Genomic DNA, 20,723 nt, shown 5'->3' with positions numbered 1-20,723 from the left:
CGCGAATTACCAATCTCTGGCGTGCCGTACGCCGCCAAACTCAGAACCCGTATAGGCCCTGGTAAACCAGAAGTAGAACATATGGACCAACCGGGTGAAGGGGATGGCCATCAACATAATCTCCCCGGACAGAATATGCAGAATAAGCATAGTCCTGTACTCGATCCACTGATGGTAAGCCAGGAAGCCGGTGATAAACGGAGCGGCGGTAACGGCCAGTATCACGTAATCCGCGGCAGAAGTTACATATTTCACCTCGGGAAGTATCTGTCTCCGGAAAGCAAAGAAAACGCAGGCGCCAATGACCACAAGGGTCATGATGTCGGCAATCCAATCCGGCAGCGCCCACCAGCTTAGGTTCCACGATTCGTCCCAGAGGACAATATGTGAAAGGAGTAAAATAGGTGTCACCAGGAGACAGATATGAAAGACAAAAGACATAACGGTCATTATCGGTCGCTGCCTCATATTTGCGCTGGCAAAAGGTATGATCCAGTGCAGGATGGAGCGCAGGCTATATTTGAGACTCATATAGCTCAGGACAAAGGCCTCTTTCTTTTTGAGTAAATAATACATTGGAATCAGCTTATACAGGCTGCCTCCGATGAAAACGATAAAGGTTAACCACAGTAGCGGACCCCGCACAAACTCATAAATACCCTGCATTATATTTCCCCCCTTACCTAAAATTCTGATATCGGCACGATACGGCGATAGTATTTGCCATCCTCTATGCATCGAACCAAGACCTTCTTTCCGTCCGGGCTGAAGACCGGACTCCAGAGGGCCTCGCATTCACGCCAGGGCTTTCCATTCAACGCAATCGTATATTTGCCGCCTTTCTCTACCTTGGACGCCACCTTACTACCATCGGGACTGAATACCGGCGGCCATACCATATCGTACATCGCCGGCCAGGGCGTACCATCCACCACTATCTTCCAGTGACCGTCGTCCTTGGCAATGGCTGCCAAACGATTGCCGTCCGGGCTGAAGGTGAGATCCGTAACCAATTCATTAAATGTGGTTGCCCACGGTTTGCCGTCAATAGCTACCGTCCATTGTCCAAAAGACGGGGCTACAATGGCCGCCAGTTTTCTGCCGTCCGGGCTGTACGTCTGATGCCAGCACTGCACGAATTTACTGTCCCAGACCGGCTTGCCATTGGATGCCAACGTCCATTTGCCGGCCGCCCGCACCGGCGCAATGGCCAAGGCATCGCTTATTTTAGGCCGGAATATAGGCTCCCAGGCGCAACTGAATTTCTCGGCCCAAGTCTCTCCGTCCATGGCGATGGTGTAATCGTAAAGACCCATCCTGACCTCGGCGGCCACGTGCTTCCCATCAGGTGTTATATCCAGTCCCCAGACATTGGTAAAAATCTTCTCCCAGGCATTGCCGTTCACGGCTACCGTCCAGGTACCTTCATCCTTGAACTTAAAAACCTCGGCCTGGCCCAGCGGCACTGCCTGTACTGCCGCGGCCATATGCTGCCCGTCCGGCGTCATGACGTACTTGCCGATATGCTCAAATAAATTCTCCCACGGCTGGTCATTAACCGCCAATCCATACCGCGTGTCCTGCTGAATCTTAACCGCTATGGTCTGACCATCTTCGTTGAACTTGGTGTCCCATACATAGGCAAATTTATTCTCCCAGGGCACACCATCTACAGCTAACGTCCACTCACCTGCCTCTGAAACTATAGCCGTCAACCGGCCATCAGGACCAAATCTCAGGTTCCACATGTTTTCATAGGTGTTCTCCCAGGCCTCTCCATTTACGCAGGCCGTATAAGTTCCATCCTCATTTCTTACTATGGCTGCGACTTTTTTACCGTCAGGGCTGACATACGGCTCTTGCACCCGGGTAAATTTAGTCTTCCATTCACTGGTAGTCGCGATTAATTCTTCGCTCGTATCCCAATCCCACTTTTTTGATTCGGACATTGTACCGCCTCCTTTTCAAACATCTAGAGCTAACCTTATTGCATGAGACGGCTGGTCTCATGTTATTCATATTCACTCAGACTGCCGGTCTTAATGCTAAAAAGTAATCACTCACCCATCCATGACAAAGGTCGACCCTTCATCAAAAAACATAACAAGATGAATAAGGATTCATATCTATCTAGCATGTCTTAATTGCTGTGGTCAAGTTCTTTTTTTATGGCAGGCCAATAAAACGGTATCCTGGCTTTGGGTTCAAACAACAACGGCCCATTATCTCTAATGAGCCGTTGTCTAATTCATATTTACTTGAGCCAAAAACGCCTTAGGCTCGCAATGAATCCGGGATTTCTATGGTTTTCATCAAAATCTCGCTGATAAAAACGACGTGCATCCCTAATTTATAATAACTAACGATATCTTCCAGTCCGGAGTGACAGTTGTGGCAGGGAGAAATTAAAACCTTTGCGCCGGTGGCAGCAAGTTGTTCGGCCTTTATTTTATTGGACACTACCCGTTTCGTTTTCCAGGGGGGGCCACAGTTGATAACTCCACCCCCGGCATTGCAACAATAGTTGTGTTCCCGGTTGGGATACATCTCTATGAAATTTTTACAGATGGCCTTGATAACATACCTTGCCTTCTCGTGTAATCCCCGCCCTCGTATGACGTTACAGGGATCGTGCAGGGTAACCGGCTCCTCGAATTTTCTGGCTATCTTTAGCCGGCCGTCTTTAATCAGGTTATAATACCACTCGATAGCATGAACAATCGGGATAGGCGGCATCTTCCAGCCCAGCCACCGGTTGCCCACGTCATAGACGGAACGAAAGGCATGACCACATTCGCCCATAACAATCTTCTTTACTCTCAACTCGGCGGCTTTTTCAAAATGGGCCCTTTTAACCCGTCCCATCACCTCGTTATCACCGGTGTACATGGCCATATCGCTGTTGTCCCAGCCAGGCAAAGAAGACATGGTCCAATTTTCGCCGGCTACGGTCATAATAACGGCCGCGTTGTAGAGAAGGTGGGCCAAAAACTTCGGTTCCGGACCGATGACCGAATACATGATATCTGCCCCCTCTTTATCAAGGGGAATACGGACACTCGGCACTTCCCCCTGGGCCTCCCCCTCCTGCCACTGCAAGGTATCTGCCCACTCATCCTCTTTCACCCACATCTGATTCATGGTAACGGCGTGGCTATGAGCTGTATCCTGAATATAGAGGGGCGTAACCCCCAGCAAGTGACAAATTCTCCGAACTACAGACATAATATAAGCTATATCAATCCCATACGGACAAAACATACTGCAGCGGCGGCACATGTTGCATTCTGTAGAGGCAATCTCGGAAGCCTTTTTTATAAACGCCGGGCTGACCTTTCCTTTTTTATCGAGCATCTCCCACATGGTCCGTTTGACCTTTGCTACCGGAGAAAATTCGGGATCGCCATTATTAGAAAGATACTGATGACAGGCGGTGGAACATAACCCACAGTGGATGCAGGTATCCACATAGACCTTCATCCGCGCCCCGGTCTCCCCCCTTAATACTTGGTTGATGACCTGCTCTATCTTCTCATAGGTAAGCCTGGCTGCCCCTTGTTCCAATCCCTCATCAATAATCTCTCCCCATTTTTTTAATTTAGTTGCAGGTACTGCCATAAGTATATCCTCCTCATAAAGACCGTCTAAGAGATGACTAATTAGCAAGTTAAACATATCTGTAAAGCATAAAACGTGCCAATATATTTTCGCACAAAAAATTACCTAACATCCCTTAATTGCTGGATTTATAGGATGGGCCGGGGATATGATAGGGTTGCAATAGTGCAATTTTGGACGACGTTGAGTTGCTTTTTTGCACCAGATAGGTAACGGCAATTAAGATGATTTCGCAAAAAACTAAAAATCACCGCAGAGGTCGCCGAGAACGCTGAGATAACATAGTGAATGGTCTGCAGTTTCTCTCTGCGGACTCTGCGTGCTCTGCGGTGAAAAGCCTTTTTTACGAAACCATCAATTAAAGGATGGTTTGCTAATTTCCGCTTTTGATATAGAGACGAACCCCGGCAAAGACCTTCTCGATAGCCGCGGATTCTTTCCCTCGGACAGCCGAAACCAAATAGTGCAGATTGTCCATATAGGACTCAAGGATCGGCAGGACGTAGGGATTGCAAAAAAGCATCTGGGCATAGAGGGTAGGATCCTGGCTAAACAGACGTCGTACTTGTTGCAACTTTTTTTTGAAGTTGGGTGTAGATATACTATCAAAGGTAGAAAGAGGGAATTTGCTCCCGGCAACGGTCATACCCACAGCCATGTGCGCCGCATGAACAAGTCCTTGCACAATGGCCATGGCCCGGTCATGCTCATCCGGGGACATTATTTCTAAATGTCCGCCGTAAGACCCAAAGAGGTCTTTTAACCAGGGCAGCCATTTCTTGCCCCGTGCCGGACAGAGTACAATATTTTTGCCTTTCAGCGACCTTTCCCGCGGCCCGAATAAAGGGTGGGCGCCGATAACCTCGGCCTTAGAATACTTAAGCATGGCCTCCACCGGTTCCTTCTTGAGGGAGGTAAGATCCATGAACAGGGCGTCTTTCGCCAGATATGGCCCCAATTCTTTGATAGTAGCGCAGGTCACATCAATAGGCACAGTAACAATAAGAACCCGGCTCTTCCTGGCCAGTTCAACCGGGGTCATAGCGGTCTTTCGACCGGCTATCTCCACACTGTAGCCGGCCGCCGTAAAAAAACGCCTAAACCATTGCCCCATCCTTCCGCTGCCGCCGACAAGGCCGATGGTAATGGACTTCTTATCCATGAAATTTGATAGCCCTCTGCCGCAGGAGATGATCCGCCAGGGTGAGCCGCATCATGGCCGCACAAACCGGAACGATCCTTGGGATGGCCGAGATATCATGCCGGCCGCCGACCGTTATTTCCCGTGGTTCCATGTTAATATTTACGGTCTGCTGGGGCCTGGCAATGGATGGGATGGGTTTTACCGCCACCCGCACGACTATGTCATCCCCATTTGAGATACCGGCCAATATGCCCCCGGCATTATTGGTAGCAAAACCGTGCGGCAGAATAGAGTCGTTATTCTGTGAGCCGGGACGGCGTGCGGCCTCAAAACCAGAGCCGATCTCCACGCCCTTGACAGCCCCGATACTCATCATAGCCCTGGCCAGATCACCGTCCAGTTTGTCAAAGACCGGTTCGCCAAGACCAACCGGGCAACCCCTGGCCACTGTCTCCACTATGCCGCCCAGGCTATCTCCCTGCGCACGCACCTCATTAATCCTTTCCTCCATCCGCAGCGCCGCCTCCGGATCCGGACAAAAGAGGGAGTTCTCCCCGGCCGCGGCCAAATCGATCTTTTCCGCACGCACGCCGCCCAGTTCCAGGGTATAGGCTATGACCCGTACCCCCTCCCGCTCCAGAAGCTTACGCGCTACGGCGCCGGCCGCCACTCTGCTCACGGTCTCCCGTCCGGAGGCCCGGCCTCCCCCCCGGTTATCGCGAATACCATATTTCTTAAGGTATGTATAATCTCCATGCCCCGGACGAAAGAGGTCTTTGATAGGCTCATAGGCCGAGGTGTCCACATCACGGTTAAAGATAATAAGCGAGATCGGCGTGCCGGTGGTCTTCCCGGCAAAGACACCGGATAGAATCTCTACCACGTCCGGTTCCTTACGCCTGGTAGTCGCAACCACCCCGGCCTTTCCCGGCCGACGCTGCTCCAGATCAATCTGTATATCCGCCTCGCTCAGAGGGATGAGTGGAGGACAGCCGTCTATGACTACCCCCAGGGCCCGGCCATGGGACTCCCCCCACGTGGTAACCCGAAATACCTTACCGAATGTATTCCCAGCCATATCTCTCTCTTTTATGTCTTAGTTTCTATTCTCAATAATACCTATTATTTTCTCAACAATATCATCCGCCGTCCGGCCTTCTGTATTTATCACATAGTCGGCCGCCTTACGATAAACAGGCTCCCGCTCTTCCAAAACCGCCCTGATTTCCGCCGTTACCGTCTCCCCGGTAAGAGACGGCCGCTGGTCACCTGTCCTGGTATCTTTAGCAATACGCCCGGCCAGCGTGGCCTCATCCGCCGCCAGATAAAAAACCAAACTGTCTTCTCTCAGGCGCGCCTGGTTTTCCGGGTCAAGGACAGCGCCTCCGCCGGCCGCTACTACCATGGCTTTATCCCCGGCCAGACCGCGAATGACGTCTTTTTCCACTACCCGGAAATAAGCCCATCCCTTTTTCTCCACCATTTCTTTGATGGTTATACCGGCCTTCTCTTCGATCAGGATATCGGTGTCAGTAAATAGCACCGACAATCTCTCCGCTAACCTCCGGCCTACCGTGGTCTTCCCGGAACCACGATAACCAATAAGAACGATCTTTGCCAGAGGTTTTTTAGGCATAGAGTTGATCAAATGTCTCCCAAAAATTCGGGAATGATTTAGCCACGCACTCTTCTCCTGCAATGGAAATATCCGGCGTTACCAGGCCGGCCACGGCGAAGCTCATGGCTATACGGTGATCGTTATAAGTTTCGATAACTCCGCCGCATGGCCCCCCCTTGCGGATAACCAGGCCATCCGGCAATTCCTCCACCTGAGCGCCGATCTTTCTCAATTCGGTAGCCACGGCACGGAGGCGGTCTGTCTCCTTTATGCGCAGATGGGCTACGTTCCTGATAACGGTCTCGGTTTCGGCCTGAGCCGCTACGACGGCCAGGGTGGGCACGATATCCGGCCATTTGTTCATATCCACCGTTACGCCTTGCAGTCTCTCCGGGCCAAAGACCGTAATGCCGTCGTCGCCTTTTTCCACCCGGCAACCCATTTTCTCCAAAATATTTAAAAAGGCGGCATCGCCCTGTATCGTATCGGCAAATACATTCTCCACACATACCCGGCCGCCGGTCACCGCGGCCGCCGCCCAGAAATAGGAGGCATTGGAGGCATCTCCTTCTACCGTATAAACCCGCGAGATGTATCTCCCCTGGGGAATATCGAAAATACGATAGTCATTGCAGGGCACAGAAATGCCAAAATCATTCATCACCTTTAAGGTCATGAAGACATAGGGAGTGGAGACCATCTCTCCCTCAATCTCCAGAATGACCTTTCTCCGGGCATACGGGGCCACCAGGAGAATGGCGGATATAAACTGGCTGCTGGAACGACCTGCTATACCAACCGGACCGCCCGGGAGTGTGCCGGATGGAGACATCACCTTTACCGGCGGACAACCCGTGCCGTTTATACTTATGGCCTCGGCGCCAAGTTTGTTCAGGACATCCAGAAGGTCCTGAATAGGGCGCTCTTCCATGCGCTGACTGCCGGTAAGCACTATGCGGCCCCCTCCCAGTGCGCTGAGCGCAGTCAAAAAACGTATGCCGGTCCCGTTATTTCCCATGTAAAGCGGTTTTTTGGGTATCTTTATAAGGCCGCCGGTACCGTTTATTACCACATCTTCCGCTTCCACCGCGATCTCAGCGCCGAGACTCCTTAACGCCTCTATCAGGAGGTTCGTATCTTCACTGATCAAGGCCCCGCGGATAATGCTCTCGCCGTCCGCCAGGGCGGAGGTCACCAGGGCCCGTTGGGTCAGACTCTTTGAGCCGGGGACAGTAATGGTTGCTTTTATAGAACGTTGCGGCCTTACAGTAATCAACGAGAAACTCCTTTCCCTGATAGGTAGTCATCGGCCTCACGCCGCATCACGGAAATCGGGGCCTCTTTCCCCGTCCACAACCTGAATTGGGCCGCGGCCTGATAAATGAGCATATTGAGTCCATCAATGGCAAGACAGCCCTCTTGCCTGGCCTCTCTCAGCAATCTGGTCTCAAGGGGTTTATAGACAATGTCCATAACCACCGGGAAAGACGCGAGGGACTGGCGGGGCACAAGACTTTCTTCCGCTTTAGGGTACATGCCCACGCTTGTGGCCTGGATAAGCATATCTGCCTTATCCCGTGTAAACTCTCCGAAAGGAACCCAATCCACACCGATCTCTTCGGCCAGACTCCTCCCCTTCTCTCCGGTTCGATTGGTAAGGACTACATGACATCCCTCTGTCTTAAGGGCAAAGGCGATAGACCGGGCCGCGCCGCCTGCTCCAAGGATCAGACATCTCCGGCCATAGAGTTCCGTCTTCTCCTTGAGGGCCAGAACAGCCCCCAGGCCGTCGGTATTTGCCCCGATAAGCCTTTCTTCCTGCCAATAAAGGGTATTTACCGCCCCCATCGCCTGGGCCAGCGGCTCCAGGTCATCCACATACGGCAAGATGGCCGTTTTGTGAGGGATGGTGACGCTCACCCCGTGTATGGGTAAAGACCTTATACCCTGCACTGCCGCCGCCGGATCGCTCACGCAAAAGGCGAGATATACCGCATTAATGCCCAAGGCCCGGAACGCCGCATTGTGCAGGATCGGGCTGAGACTCTTGGCTACAGGATTACCTATCAGACAATAAAGGCGTGTTTCGCTATCAATCAGGTACATCAGGAAAGGTCCATCTGGTCCATGATCTGCCTGAGCGTAAAGGCGCTGATCTGTCCCGGCGCTGTCTCCCGGCCGCGGCCGGGAGAGGCATAGGTCATATAGCCTCCCAGGGGCAGGGTGGCCAGACGACTGATCTTCCCCATCTCGCCCATACAGAAGGCAATCAAAGGAAATTTCTGCTGACGGGCCCAACTAAGGAGAGAGAGAAGCGTAATATTGTCATCCGGCGAGGTAGCCATGGTCACAATCTTACCGACATCGGCCCCGGCCGCACGCATGGATTTCAATACATTAAGCAGGGACCTTCTGGAAGGCGTATGGGTGAAGTCATGATAAGAAAAGATGACCTTTGTCTTCCTTTTATTTGCCAGCAGCCTTTCCTTTATCGGCGCCGCCGTCCGCCACTCAAGGTCAATGTAGTCGGCCCCCAGGGCCATGGCCTCAGCAAGAGAACTAATTCTATCCGCCTCTTTTCCGGTAAACATCCCGCCTTCCCTGGACGAACGGTTGGTTACCACGACCTTCCTGGGCCGGGCTGCCTTAATAAGAGAAGCCAAGTCTGGATCTTTAAGCCCGTCCAGCCGCAGCTCTATGGCATCAGCCGCCTTCTGTCCCTTTTTGATTGCGGCCAGCATACCGGACATGGTGGGTGCGGAAACAGCAACGCAGATCACTTCTCGGTAATCGTCTCCTCTATATGATAGCCGAAATGGCGGCCGCCGGCCTCAACAGACATCAAGACCTGGTCTCCCTCCTTAAGGGAAACGATGGATACCGGCTCCCCATCCGGTCTGGTGAGCCGTATAGTCTCGGCATTTTGCAAGATAGTGGAAAATACCTTGCCTTCGGCCCGGGCTTCAATGAGAACCAGGGGACGTTTCTCGATCTTAACCCGGCCGACCACCACCGGTCCGCTCTTGCCCTGGCTGTTGACCATGAGCACCTCATCGCCGCTCTTGAGTTCGGAAAGGTAGCGCGTCTTGCCGCCGGGCACGCGCACGTAGGCGTGAACCGGCCCGGCGTTGACTCGGAAGGGCCGGGTAGCTACATACGGATTTTCTACGCTCTCCGCATGTACCAGAAAGAGGGCCTGGCTGGTATTGCCGATAAGCATGCCCTCACCCTTCCCCATCTGCGTGCAGGTATCGATGCACACACGGTCTCCCATGCCCAGGGTCTTTATGGAAACCACCTCGCCTATAGTAAGCGGGGCCTCTCCGCCTGTTTCCCGCAAAGAGGTCAGTATCTTCTTAAGCTCCGCCGGTTCCGAGACGTTGATTACCACCCCATCTACCCCTTTTTCCAGGACCCCCAGGGCCGTCCTGGCGTCTTCCAGGTTTGACGTCTCCACGAGGACATTATTGGTTTGAGCGACGATATTTTCAAGCGGAATAACCGTCCAGTCCGTGGTCGTGGCCACGACCTTCCTGGTCTGGGCCAATCGGACAACCTCTTTTTCATCCTCCGATCCCCGGATAGTCACCTCCACCACATCTTCCCCCCACTTGAGATCCCCATCCGGCGCCACCGTAGGAATACGACCGAGTTTTTTGGCCTTCTCTGAATCACCCTCTGCCAGTACCAGGGCATCTGCCCCATTTTCCAGGGCAGTGGTTACCAGCTTCTTCTTCCAGGGGATAACCTTCACCCATATCTGTTTCATATATGATTTCCTTCCTACGAAGACAGTATTATCAAAAGTTAACCGCCTCGTTTGCCTCGAAATGCCTGAGAAATTGCCCGCTAATAACAGTTCAAGCAGCTTAAACCGTTCAAACGTTGAAACCGTCTTTTCCCGGTGGATTCTGTGGCTTGAATATTAATCCTATTCCTTGCTCAAATATTCCAGGGCCTCTTCTACTGAATACCGGCGATGCACCATACGGCTCAACGTAGCCGTCATGTGTTGCGGATTCTTATGCTGGAAGATATTGCGTCCGATGGATAGACCGGATGCCCCGGCGTCTATAGCATCCCTGACCATCGTCAGTAAATCCCGATCCGAAGACATCTTTGGACCTCCGGCAATAACCACGGGAACCGGACACCCCTCTACCACCCGCCGGAAGGACTCCGGGTCGCCCGTATAAGAACATTTGACGATATCCGCTCCCAGTTCTGCTCCCAGCCTGGCCACATGCCTGATTATCTCCGGATCATATTCATTTTTAATCTTCTCGCCCCGCGGGTACATCATGGCCAGGAGCGGTATCCCCCACTCGCTGGCGATCCGGGCCGTCTGCCCGAGGTCCCTCAACATCTCACTATCATTGCCGTTCCCCACATTGACCTGGATGGAGACCGCATCCGCGCCTATCTTTATGGCCTCTTCCACAGTGCAGATCATGGTCTTGGCATTGGGATACGGCGATATAGTGGTGCTGCCCGAGAGGTGGATAATCAAACCCACATCTTTTCCCCCCCCACGGTGGCCGGCCCTTACGATGCCTTTATGCACGACTATGGCATTGGCGCCGCCCGAGGCTACCGCATTAACGGTCTTCTTCATGTCAATAAGCCCTTCGATAGGACCCACCGTCACTCCATGGTCCATGGGGACAATAACCGTCTTTTTAGTATTACGGTTGAAGATGCGCTCCATACGAATCTGTTTTCCAGTCATCTCTTATCCTCCTTTAATAGAAAAGGCCGTGAAGAATTCCTCTGTCACGGCCTTTTCCTTTAAATAAAAAGGCCGTGAGCTTTTTGCCTGCCCACGACCTTGAGATTTTGCAAGGGTTATCCCAAAGACGATGGGCAGACCATGGTATAATAGTAGCAAAAGTAATAAAATCTCCCACCACAGCAGCCCTTTTCTCCCATCGTCCGGTTCCCCTTTATATACAAAGCCGACCATAGCTAAGGGGCCGTTCTTTGTCAAGAAAAAAATGGCCTCAGCCGGAGACAAAACGATTAATGACTATTCCGTGGCTTCGCCCAAAATCCACTATCTTCCGGGGATCAGATTTACCGTGCAGATACCTCTTTCTGAAGTCTTCTTTAGCCAGTAAATAGAGGATGTAACTGATATGCCCGGAATACCCGCCAAAGTCAAGCCGCTGTATTTTATCTACAGTCTGCCTGGCCAGATTCACCGCCTGACGGTGAATGGTGGGCGGTGCACCGTTGCACCTTTTGACCGAATAAAGCTGACGGCAACTGAAAGGACGAATATCATAGATCACACAGGTATTGTCCGCCCTGAGAAAGGCGCAACGGGAGAGTTTTTTCTGTTCCCTTTCCGCCTTGTTCTGCGCCAGCCCGGCCTTTATTTCGGCCTGGAGCGTCTTGTCAAACGTATCCATCCGCTCCCGGATGATGACCCCTTCCAAGGTAGTAATGTCGATATCGCCCACACCTATGCAGCAGTCCGCACACCCCGCCTCACACGCCGCTGCTTTCTTAAACTCAGCCACACCTTCCTCATACTCGTCGTATAACGCCCGGAGTTGCTTTTTCTTTTCCTCTATGTCCATCATTTCACCAAAAAGAAGTAAACGCCTAGAAAAAGCTTGTCAAGGATATTTTAAATAGAATATAAATATGTTAGAGGGACTTATATGAAATCGGAATACGATTTTTTAAGCATGAAAGGTGCGGTGCGGGGGAAATATTATAAAGCATATCGTGCTGGTCATAAGGTAGTCATTCATAACGAGGACGGTACTACCTCAGTCCAATATTTTAAGCTTGAAGACGGAGCAGTTATGTTGGAGCCGGATGTTAGAAAGTATTTTTCAGACTCGGAATCAGTCAACAAAGCGCTCCGGTCATTGATTGCGATTATTCCTTCTAAGAAGCGAACACCTGCTCATACAAAATAATAATTGCTCTGACATATAATTGGGTAACCGGTGGCTTCTCTCCCCCAGCCCCCACACCACCTGGCCTGCGGGTCCGCACTAGGCGGTTCATAAAGCCTATTGGGCCGTAGCCGGATAATGGATGTTCAGCTTCCTTCAGCCGGTCTCTTACGATTCCACCCTTGCCTTCGGCTAGTACTTCTGCTAACGTATCACCACGTGGACAGGGTTCACGTACAGGGGATTTGCACCCCATAAGTTCACGCCCATGCCGGGCGTACACCCGTCACTACAGCCAACGCCGGGCAATGATGTCGATTTTCCCGCAACGCCCAGGCGGCGCGGCTGAGTTCAATTTGTTGTGTGACCAAATAAAACGAAAAATTGAGGAAACTATGAGTACCGAAAAAATTTACAATGCAACAATAAATCAAATAATGAATCATTTTAGAGAGAGAGAGAGAGAGAGAGAGAGAGAGAACTTCTGCATCTAGATATTGGTTCTGGCTCTGGTGACTTGGTAAAATTGTTGAAAAAACATTTGAAGAATACAAAAGCATCATGTTGTGACTACACTGATAAACTCATGCAATTACCTGGTCAGAAGGTAGATCTTGTTGATTTAAATACTAAAAAAGAACTTCAATATCAAGACAGTACGTTCGACATTGTGACAGCGACAGAAGTTATTGAGCATTTAGAGGATTTTCGTGCAATTCTGCGTGAAATATATCGTGTGCTAAAACCAGGCGGGATTTGCGTGTTGAGTACACCTAATATTCTCAACTTAAATTCACGGCTACGAAATTTATGGTTTGGCTTCGCCGAGCTAATGGGACCTCTTCCCATCCAGAACAGGAAGATAGAATCATGTGCGGGTCATATTAACCCTATATCCATTTTTTATCTAATGCATGCTTTGCACGAATTAAATTTCAAACAAATTGATTTCGTAGTTGATAAATACCAACGCTCAGGAATTGGCAAGGCAATAATTCTTTGGCTCCCCATAAGGTTAGTCGGTTCAAAAATTTGGCGGCGAGAGGTGAAAAAATATAAAACCATCGATGATTCCAACAGAGAAATAGTCAGGAAATTAAATTCATTGCCTATTCTTTTGGGACGTACAATCATAGTATCTGCGATAAAATAGAGAATGAATCACACAATCGGGTAACCGGGGGCTTCTCTCCCCCGGTCCCCACACCACCTAGGGGGACGGGGGGGACAGCCATGTAGGGTGGGCTTTGCCCACCAAAACCGCTGACAATATGTTGTGGATACGGGTCATATTTTAAATGCCGAATTATCGAAGGGCACGGAAGGGAAATACATATTTTTTCACGGTGGTTACGTACCAACGGCAGCCGACTCTTTGTCTGGAGGAATCGAGAGCACTGTTACGTGAAATCACCGCAAGGGTGCGCAATTCGCATCCTTTCATCATTGAAGCCTGGGTCTTGCTGCCGGATCATATGCACTGCATTTGGCGTTTACCGGATGGAGAAATTGATTATTCGTTGCGTTGGGCGCTGATAAAGACTGAATTTACCAAGAAGGCCCGATGTTGGCTGGACACCCCGAATCCAACCCCGTCTCGAAAGAAGCATAGAGAAGGTACGGTGTGGCAAAGACGGTGGGCAAAGCCCACCCTACTGGGTTAGGTGTAACCTTTTTCCCTGAGTTGTTCTCGAGACGGGATGCCGGCTCTTCCCCCTGGTTTGAGGCTGACCATGGCCGCGGCCCATGCGGCAAAATCAAGACTTTTGTGGACATCCCATCCCTGTATCAGGCCGTAAATAAAGCCTGCGTGAAAGACATCGCCGCAGCCCGTGGTATCCACGGCCTCCACCGGATAGGCAGGCCGCTCAATGATCGCGCCCTCGGCCAGGGCCACATAGCCTCTCGGCCCCAGGGTTACGCCGGCAACGCGGGGGCCAAGCCCGGCCAGCCTGTAGCAGGCCTCCAGCGGTTTGTCCGCGCCCACCAAAGCCCTCGCAAAGGTTTCAGAGGCCAGAAAATAATCGCTCAACCGGGCGAGATCCAGCATGCCCTCGCGGAGGGAGCCGGCGTCCACGACGACCTGGACTCCCGCCTCCCTGGCGGCCTTACAAGCGGCAAGGGAGGCCTCGATAAAAAGGCCGTCGGTGTGGAGTACTTTGGCCTTGCGGATAAGACTGTAGTCGATCTCTTCAGGGTTTGGAGGAGGGCCGGTGGGCCTTCGCCAGAAGATCGTGCGCCTCCCTACTCCGGGTTCAGCTACAATAAAGGCGAACTGAGAGGCAAACCCCTTCCTGACCAGGATACCACCGGTATCTACGCCTTCAGCATCCAGTGAGGCCTTGATGCTGCCGCCGAATACATCATCCCCCACCACACCGGCAAAGGTACACGAAACGCCCCAGCGGGCCAGGGCGACCAGGGCCGTAGCCACCGGCCCGCCGCCCTGCACGACCATATCGGAGAACTCGCACTTCACATCCGGCGGAGGATAGGCGTCCACTTTCCCGATATAATCCAGGCAGCACTGCCCCAGACCAAAAACCTGAAAGGAGCGCATTCGGGTTACTTGAACACCAACATCGGACACCCTCCGCAGACATCAAATCCGGGATAGGGTTCCCTTTTGCGCAGGAACGAGACTCCCCTGTTGCGAACGGTCCTTTCCAGCATCCTCTTCGCTACCGCCTCTATCTGATCCCCGGGAACAGCCACATTCACCTCTCCCCGTTCCGTCTTCCCCGATGTGTAACTCCCGCTGCACATGGTAGTCATGTTGGCCCTGCCGGTTTGATAGGCTATCACATCGCCGCCGCAGACTGCAGAGCCTACCATCTGGGTAACAGGCAAAAGATGCACATCCATCGCCGCCATGTAATCGTTTAGAATATGATAGGCCTGAAAGGGGGTGCAGGTAACGTGAACAACATCCGGGGCAACCGGGGTCTTTTCCAGTGGAGAGGTCAAGAAGCCTTTTAATTTCCCTTCGGGGAGCCTGGGCCTAGCCTTGGCAAATTTTTCCGCCTGCCCGCGATCTTTGGCATACTTCATATGCCTTGCTATTTCCTTATCATCGCACGGTCTCCAGCCAAAAACATATTTTGCGCTGGCACACAGGAGTTTTTCTTCCCCGCCCACCAGTACGTACCCGGAAGCCCTTGACGCGGCGATGAAGGCACAGAAGGTTATGGGGTGCAGCGGAATCCTGTCCGGTTTGTATTGCCCCATCTCCTCTTCATCAAAGAAAAACTTCACCGCGACCGGCGGGAAATCGAGCTTAAGGAGTCTCTCAAATATATCTGATATTTCCTGATATGAGAGTTTGTCTTTTTCAGCCAGGGCAAAAAGGTCATCTGTTCTCGCCATAACGCAATCCTCAAAAAACTCCGTCGTCTTTTATAGGTCCACCCAACTTACAATCTCCCCCAGCAGCACGCGGCTGCTCCGGAATTTGTCGTACGGCAAATCCGGGTCTGGATAGCCGATGGCTATGCCGATAACGAACTTCTTGCCGGGGGGCACGGATAGGTGTGCCCGGATGATATCCGGGTGGCGGACGGCAGCGGCCAGGATGCAGGTGCCCAGCCCTTCCCTCTTGGCCAGGAGGCAGATAGTCTGGGTGACGCTCCCGCAGTCAAAGAGTGAATAGTGGCCAAGATTTTCTCCCATGAGGATAAAGATGACTGCGGGAGCGCCGAAAAAGGCATACATCTTCTGATAGTGCGCATTTCGGGCCGCCTTATCGTCACGGGCTACACCCAGCGTATCAAAAAGCCCTCTACCCACCTGCTGATAGCGGCCCTTATAAGGCTCATCCCACTCCGCCGGCATGGAAATATCGGGATTGTCCTTTGCGCCCTCTGCCAGGCGGCAGCAAAAATCCTTACCGATCTTCCCTAAGGCCTCTCCGCCCACGACCAGAAATTCCCAGGGCTGGGTGTTGCCCCAGGAGGGGGCCCACCGGGCGGCATCCAAGATATTTTCAATCACGGTCTTTGGAACCGGTTTGGGCAGGAAAGCCCGGGTGCTCCTGCGGTTATGAATGGCTTCTGCTATATCCATGAGTCCCTCCTTTTCTACCGCAAAGAGTTTTTTCTTACCACAGAGTCACAGAGAACACAGAGATATTGTTTTTGCCCATGGGGAGAAAGAAAAAACCACTGTGACCTCAATGCCTCAGTGGTGAATAAATCTTCATTCCTCTCTCACTTGACCATCCGCTTTATCCCTTGCTTTAAGATAGGCACATTAAAGTTAATTAGGAGACCTACTTTGATACCGGTCAATTTTAGATAGGTCAGAAGCTGGGCCTTGTGTATCGGCTGCAGAGCATCACAGGCTTTTAATTCAAGAACTAACCTGTTTTCCACGAGCACATCCAAGCGATAGCCGCAATCTAATTTGATGCCCTTGTACTCTATAGGAAGCTCCTTTTGCCTGTCGTAAAGAATTTGTCTTAATTCAAGCTCACGACACAAGCATTCCTCATAAGCAGATTCCAATAGGCCAGGTCCAAGGATCTTATGAACCTCAATAGCTGCGCTGATGACTTCACCGGTAAGATCGTTTATATCCATTTGAACATGCATAGCGAGCGAATACGATGCATTTTACCTTGCATACGGAGATTCCCCGCAGCTTGCTGCGGGGAGCTTCAATCTGCCTTTATTACGGAATTTGATCTGCGGATATCTCCAGGCAAATTAAAATGCTCTTACTCTCGGTGCCCTCTGTGCCTCTGTGGTGAACAACTCTTTCCCCCTATTTCTTCCGCCAGATGGGGCCGCGCGGCGTGTCGATAACCATTATACCATGAGCGGAGAGTTGTTCGCGCATCTGATCGGCCAGGACCCAATCTTTTCTCTCGCGGGCCTCTTCTCTTTTCTCAATCAAGGCCGCAATCTCCGGATCGAGTGTCTCTTCCTTGAAATCCATGATTCCGAGCACAGTATCCAGCTTTTTCAGGACAGCCAGGGTGTAGGCGATCTGGTCACGATCCAGGTTACGGGCATCTATAATCGGGTTTATCTTTTTGATGAAGTTGAAAAGAGCGGCCAGGGCCCCGGCCACGTTCAGGTCGTCATCCATGGCCACGATGAATTCCTGCTCCATGGTCGATACATACGTGGCTGCCTCCGGATGCGGTTCTCCGGGGACAAGCACATTCAGATGGTGGATAAGATCATCCAGCCGCCTAAGGGAACTCTGCGCGGCATCCAGGGTCCGGTAGGAAAAACGCAGGGGTTTCCGATAGTGCGTAGAAATAAGAAGGAAACGAACTTCCCGGCCGGTACATCCTTTTTCCAGCAGGTCCCGCAAGGTAATAAAATTACCGGCTGAACGGGACATCTTCTTGCCGTTTACCATGACCAGGGCGCTGTGCAGCCAGTATCTGGCCATAGCCTTGCCGGTAAAGGCCTCGGCTATGGCGATCTCATTTTCATGATGCGGGAAGATCAGGTCACTCCCGCTGGTATGGACATCAAAGGTCGGCCCGAGATACTTGAGGGACATGGCGGCGCATTCAATATGCCAGCCCGGCCTGAGATTTCCCCATTCAGTCTTGTAAAAAACACCCTTTTTCAATTCAGACAGGCTGGAACGTTTCAGGAGGGTAAAATCCATGGGGTTGTCTTTCTCATACTCATCAAGGTCAACCGTAGTCCCGACCCTTATCTTATCCAGCTTTATGCGCGACAGGCGTCCATAGTGCGGAAACTTGGAAAGGTCGTAATAAATGGAGTGGTGTTTTTCGTAGGCATAACCCTTTTCGAGAAGGGTCCTGGTCATGGCCAGCATGTCCTCCACGTGCTCGGTAGCACGCGGATAGACCGTGGCCCGCAAGACGCCGAGCGTGTCTATATCCTGCATGAATTCCCGGATATACCTTTCCGTAAACTCTTTTAAGGACTGTCCGGCCTGCTCGGAACCCTGGATGGTCTTGTCATCTATATCCGTGATGTTCATGATATGGGTAACCGCGTAACCCTTGAACTCCAGATAGCGTCTGATTAAATCTGCGGCTATAAAGCGCCGGCAAATCCCCAGGTGCGCGAGCTCATGCGCGGTCGGGCCGCACGAGTACATGCCTGTCTTACCCGGCATGATCGATTCAAAGACCTCTTTTTTCCGGGTCAGGGTATTGTAAAACTTCAGTTGGGAGGCGGTCTCCTTAGAGGGTACTTTGATCTCTTTGGCAAAGAGATCGGTGCTCAGATACCGGTCACCGCCATCGGGGAAGATCGTGACAATAATCCCCTTTTCCATGCGCCGGGCGACTTCCAGGGCCGCGGCCATAGCCGCTCCGGAACTCATCCCGACAAAAAGCCCCTCTTCTTTGGCCAGGCGGCGGGCCATGGCAAAGGCCTCTTCGTCATGGATGTTTATGATCTCATCCAGCCTGTTTTTATCGAAGATGCCGGGCCTGTAAGACTCCTTCATGTTCTTCAGGCCCTGAATCTTGTGCTTTAAGTAAGGCTCGACGCCTATAATTTTCACGGCCGGATTTTGCTCTTTGATATAACGGGAAACACCCATAGCCGTCCCGGTCGTCCCGAGACCCATGACAATGGCGCTGACCTGCCCCCCGGTCTGTTCCCAGATCTCCGGCCCGGTGCCTGTATAATGGGCCTTCCAGTTATTTTCATTATTAAACTGGTCGGTCATAAAATAACGCTCCGGATATTCGCGGGCCAGGGCATAGGCCTCCTCAATGGCCCCATCCGTGCCCAGGTTGGCCGGGGTGAGGATTATCTCCGTCCCAAAGGCCTCCAAAATCCTGCGTCTTTCTATACTGGCGGATTCAGACATGACCAGCATACAACGGTAGCCCTTGACCGCGCTTACCAGGGCCAGGCCGATACCGGTATTGCCGCTCGTGGCCTCGAGCACGGTCATCCCCTTTTTCAGCCCCCCGGTCTCTTCCGCAGCCTCGATCATGGCCAGGGCCACACGGTCCTTGATCGACCCGCCCGGATTGAACATCTCCAGTTTGGCCAGGATGGTAACGTTCCGGTAAGGATTTATGCGTATGATGGGTGCAAGAGGGGTGCGCCCGATACGGTCGAGGATATTCCCGTATTTTCCGATCTCCAGCCTGTTAGATGGCTTCATGAGCGCTGCCTTTCGTCAGCAGGAAAATGAACCCATTCCGTTCGTCAGAGACACCTTTTGAAAACAGACCTGCTGTAGGGGTACCGGGGAAAATATAAAGAGAAAGGTTATACGGGGGTAAGTTGCTCAGGCGGGAACTCTCTTCGCCCAGTGTCTGGAGCGCGCCCTTTAAATGGGCATCATCCAGGTCTTTAATATCCCCCCCTGCCCGGGAAGACGTAGCAAGGCGTTTAACTGCCTGCCTTACATAAGCCTTAATCAAAGTTACAGCCTCTAACGCCCTGCCTTGCTCACGGACTTCTAAGGCCTCAGGAAAGTCCCGGCCGCTCAGATCAGGGAGTGGAATCGTCAAAATGAGTTTATTGGGCGGTAACAACTCCAGCGCCGTGTACCTGTCTGTGAACGGTATCCCGGCCCCATGAAAGCCTTTCTCAAAGAGACGTGACCAGGCCTTAAGCCGGGTGGCAATGGAGATGGTATCCTCCCTATCGGGTATGGAGGCGGGCGCGGCCCGAGAAGGCCTTTCTTCATCTATCAAAAGCTCCGACCACAGCTTACTCTCCTGCATGCTGACCTTGAAGTCTAATCGCGCCGTCTCGTCTTCCCGCTGGTCGTGTTCCTGCGCCAGGTGCAGGAAGAGCTGGATTGCGGAAAGTTCGTCAAAGGCCGGCGGCATAGACTCTTCACCCCTGAGTGCGGCCATTATCTCTCCATACCCCTCCACACCAGTCCCTGACTCCTTGATATGCTTCAAATAGCCAAGCTGGCCGGAGTTGAAGACAAAATCGCCCCAGGACAGGATCTCCCGCACTCTTCGCTTCAGGGCCGGCAGCTCAGAACCGGCCGGAAGGGGGACTTCCAGACGGAGAAGGCCGGACCTTACCAGCTCCGGATAAAGCGGCGATGACTGCCATTCGGATGGCTGATAAAGGACCAGGCTATCAAAAAAGAAGAGGACGCTCTTAAGCAGTCCTTCCCGGATATACGTAAACGGAAAGTAGAGTGCGGAAAGAGGTTCTCCTTTAACTTTCTGCTTCTCCATACTTTTAGAAACCACCTGCTATAAAGAAATTGTCTTATAGTTCTTAGCAAGAAAGATAACCATTGACAAGATTCTTTTTCAACACCTATTATTTAGCCAAGTTCGAAGCTGGAACTCAGGAAATCAGGAAAGTATTATTGAGAAATTGATTTTCAGCAGTTCGGCTTCTGGCTGCTCTGTTCTTTCATGAATTCGTGAGTCCCTGATTAAGGTGAGATTTTCGTATTTTCTTTTTATGAGTTCCTGAGTTCCAGATTATCAGCCTTTTCTAAGTGCAGG

20 protein-coding genes are annotated in these 20,723 nt (G+C 51.9%); 2 read left to right on the top strand and 18 right to left on the bottom strand.

Translation table 11 applies throughout. The annotated features are described in order from the left end of the window. Window positions 1-6 precede the first annotated feature (6 nt). The 12 genes from RDU59_03850 to RDU59_03795 form a co-directional block, all read right to left on the bottom strand. Window positions 7-666, bottom strand: a complete 660-nt coding sequence (locus RDU59_03850; protein MDQ7837609.1) for a nitrate reductase — start codon at window positions 664-666, stop codon at window positions 7-9. A 17-nt stretch (window positions 667-683) separates the two neighbouring features. Continuing rightward, window positions 684-1,949, bottom strand: a complete 1,266-nt coding sequence (locus tag RDU59_03845; GenBank protein MDQ7837608.1) for a WD40 repeat domain-containing protein — start codon at window positions 1,947-1,949, stop codon at window positions 684-686. 325 nt (window positions 1,950-2,274) lie between these two features. Continuing rightward, entirely contained in the window at window positions 2,275-3,618 is a 1,344-nt protein-coding gene (locus RDU59_03840; protein ID MDQ7837607.1) for a (Fe-S)-binding protein, read from the bottom strand. Window positions 3,619-3,991: 373 nt separating this feature from the next. Further along, on the bottom strand, window positions 3,992-4,780 hold the full coding sequence (locus RDU59_03835) for a prephenate dehydrogenase/arogenate dehydrogenase family protein (protein MDQ7837606.1): 789 nt from the start codon (window positions 4,778-4,780) through the stop codon (window positions 3,992-3,994). Next, on the bottom strand, window positions 4,773-5,840 hold the full coding sequence (gene aroC / locus RDU59_03830; GenBank protein ID MDQ7837605.1) for a chorismate synthase: 1,068 nt from the start codon (window positions 5,838-5,840) through the stop codon (window positions 4,773-4,775). The genes RDU59_03835 and aroC overlap by 8 nt, the downstream gene beginning before the upstream one ends. Window positions 5,841-5,858: 18 nt before the next feature. Continuing rightward, window positions 5,859-6,398, bottom strand: a complete 540-nt coding sequence (locus RDU59_03825; protein ID MDQ7837604.1) for a shikimate kinase — start codon at window positions 6,396-6,398, stop codon at window positions 5,859-5,861. Continuing rightward, window positions 6,391-7,656, bottom strand: coding sequence for a 3-phosphoshikimate 1-carboxyvinyltransferase (aroA, locus tag RDU59_03820; protein ID MDQ7837603.1), 1,266 nt, complete (start codon window positions 7,654-7,656; stop codon window positions 6,391-6,393). The genes RDU59_03825 and aroA overlap by 8 nt, the downstream gene beginning before the upstream one ends. Beyond that, entirely contained in the window at window positions 7,653-8,486 is an 834-nt protein-coding gene (locus RDU59_03815) for a shikimate dehydrogenase (GenBank protein MDQ7837602.1), read from the bottom strand. The genes aroA and RDU59_03815 overlap by 4 nt, the downstream gene beginning before the upstream one ends. Further along, window positions 8,486-9,160: a type I 3-dehydroquinate dehydratase gene (gene aroD / locus RDU59_03810; protein ID MDQ7837601.1), complete on the bottom strand. Its 675-nt coding sequence runs from the start codon at window positions 9,158-9,160 to the stop codon at window positions 8,486-8,488. Before aroD ends, RDU59_03815 begins: the two co-directional genes overlap by 1 nt. Next, window positions 9,157-10,149 carry a 3-dehydroquinate synthase II gene (locus tag RDU59_03805; GenBank protein MDQ7837600.1) on the bottom strand — a complete coding sequence of 331 codons (993 nt, stop codon included), beginning with the start codon at window positions 10,147-10,149 and terminating at the stop codon, window positions 9,157-9,159. The genes aroD and RDU59_03805 overlap by 4 nt, the downstream gene beginning before the upstream one ends. A gap of 162 nt (window positions 10,150-10,311) precedes the next feature. After that, the gene (locus RDU59_03800) at window positions 10,312-11,109 is read right to left on the bottom strand and encodes a 2-amino-3,7-dideoxy-D-threo-hept-6-ulosonate synthase (protein ID MDQ7837599.1); all 798 of its coding nucleotides are present in this window, start codon (window positions 11,107-11,109) and stop codon (window positions 10,312-10,314) included. 271 nt (window positions 11,110-11,380) lie between these two features. Then, complete coding sequence (locus RDU59_03795; GenBank protein MDQ7837598.1) at window positions 11,381-11,965, bottom strand: YkgJ family cysteine cluster protein; 585 nt, start codon at window positions 11,963-11,965, stop codon at window positions 11,381-11,383. Window positions 11,966-12,046: 81 nt separating this feature from the next. On the opposite strand from RDU59_03795, the gene RDU59_03790 reads away from it, so the two are divergent. After that, the gene (locus RDU59_03790) at window positions 12,047-12,310 is read left to right on the top strand and encodes a hypothetical protein (protein MDQ7837597.1); all 264 of its coding nucleotides are present in this window, start codon (window positions 12,047-12,049) and stop codon (window positions 12,308-12,310) included. 508 nt (window positions 12,311-12,818) lie between these two features. Beyond that, window positions 12,819-13,442 (top strand): class I SAM-dependent methyltransferase, encoded by a 624-nt coding sequence (locus tag RDU59_03785; GenBank protein MDQ7837596.1) that lies wholly within the window; start codon window positions 12,819-12,821, stop codon window positions 13,440-13,442. A gap of 507 nt (window positions 13,443-13,949) precedes the next feature. On the opposite strand, the gene RDU59_03780 is transcribed toward RDU59_03785, so the two are convergent. From RDU59_03780 to RDU59_03755, 6 genes are all read right to left on the bottom strand, one after another. Next, the gene (locus tag RDU59_03780) at window positions 13,950-14,849 is read right to left on the bottom strand and encodes a PfkB family carbohydrate kinase (protein ID MDQ7837595.1); all 900 of its coding nucleotides are present in this window, start codon (window positions 14,847-14,849) and stop codon (window positions 13,950-13,952) included. 5 nt (window positions 14,850-14,854) lie between these two features. Next, window positions 14,855-15,655 carry a DUF169 domain-containing protein gene (locus RDU59_03775; protein ID MDQ7837594.1) on the bottom strand — a complete coding sequence of 267 codons (801 nt, stop codon included), beginning with the start codon at window positions 15,653-15,655 and terminating at the stop codon, window positions 14,855-14,857. Between the two features lie 30 nt (window positions 15,656-15,685). After that, window positions 15,686-16,351, bottom strand: a complete 666-nt coding sequence (locus RDU59_03770; GenBank protein ID MDQ7837593.1) for a nitroreductase — start codon at window positions 16,349-16,351, stop codon at window positions 15,686-15,688. Window positions 16,352-16,494: 143 nt separating this feature from the next. Beyond that, window positions 16,495-16,866 (bottom strand): GxxExxY protein, encoded by a 372-nt coding sequence (locus RDU59_03765; GenBank protein MDQ7837592.1) that lies wholly within the window; start codon window positions 16,864-16,866, stop codon window positions 16,495-16,497. A 184-nt stretch (window positions 16,867-17,050) separates the two neighbouring features. Continuing rightward, window positions 17,051-19,402, bottom strand: a complete 2,352-nt coding sequence (gene cysS / locus RDU59_03760; GenBank protein ID MDQ7837591.1) for a cysteine--tRNA ligase — start codon at window positions 19,400-19,402, stop codon at window positions 17,051-17,053. Continuing rightward, complete coding sequence (locus RDU59_03755) at window positions 19,389-20,444, bottom strand: hypothetical protein (GenBank protein MDQ7837590.1); 1,056 nt, start codon at window positions 20,442-20,444, stop codon at window positions 19,389-19,391. The genes cysS and RDU59_03755 overlap by 14 nt, the downstream gene beginning before the upstream one ends. Between the last annotated feature and the right edge of the window lie 279 nt (window positions 20,445-20,723).

Source organism: Thermodesulfobacteriota bacterium, assembly GCA_031082315.1.
Lineage (GTDB): Bacteria > Desulfobacterota > QYQD01 > QYQD01 > QYQD01 > QYQD01.
The sequence above is the reverse complement of the archived record's forward strand: the minus strand, read 5'-3'. Positions and strand labels throughout refer to the sequence as shown.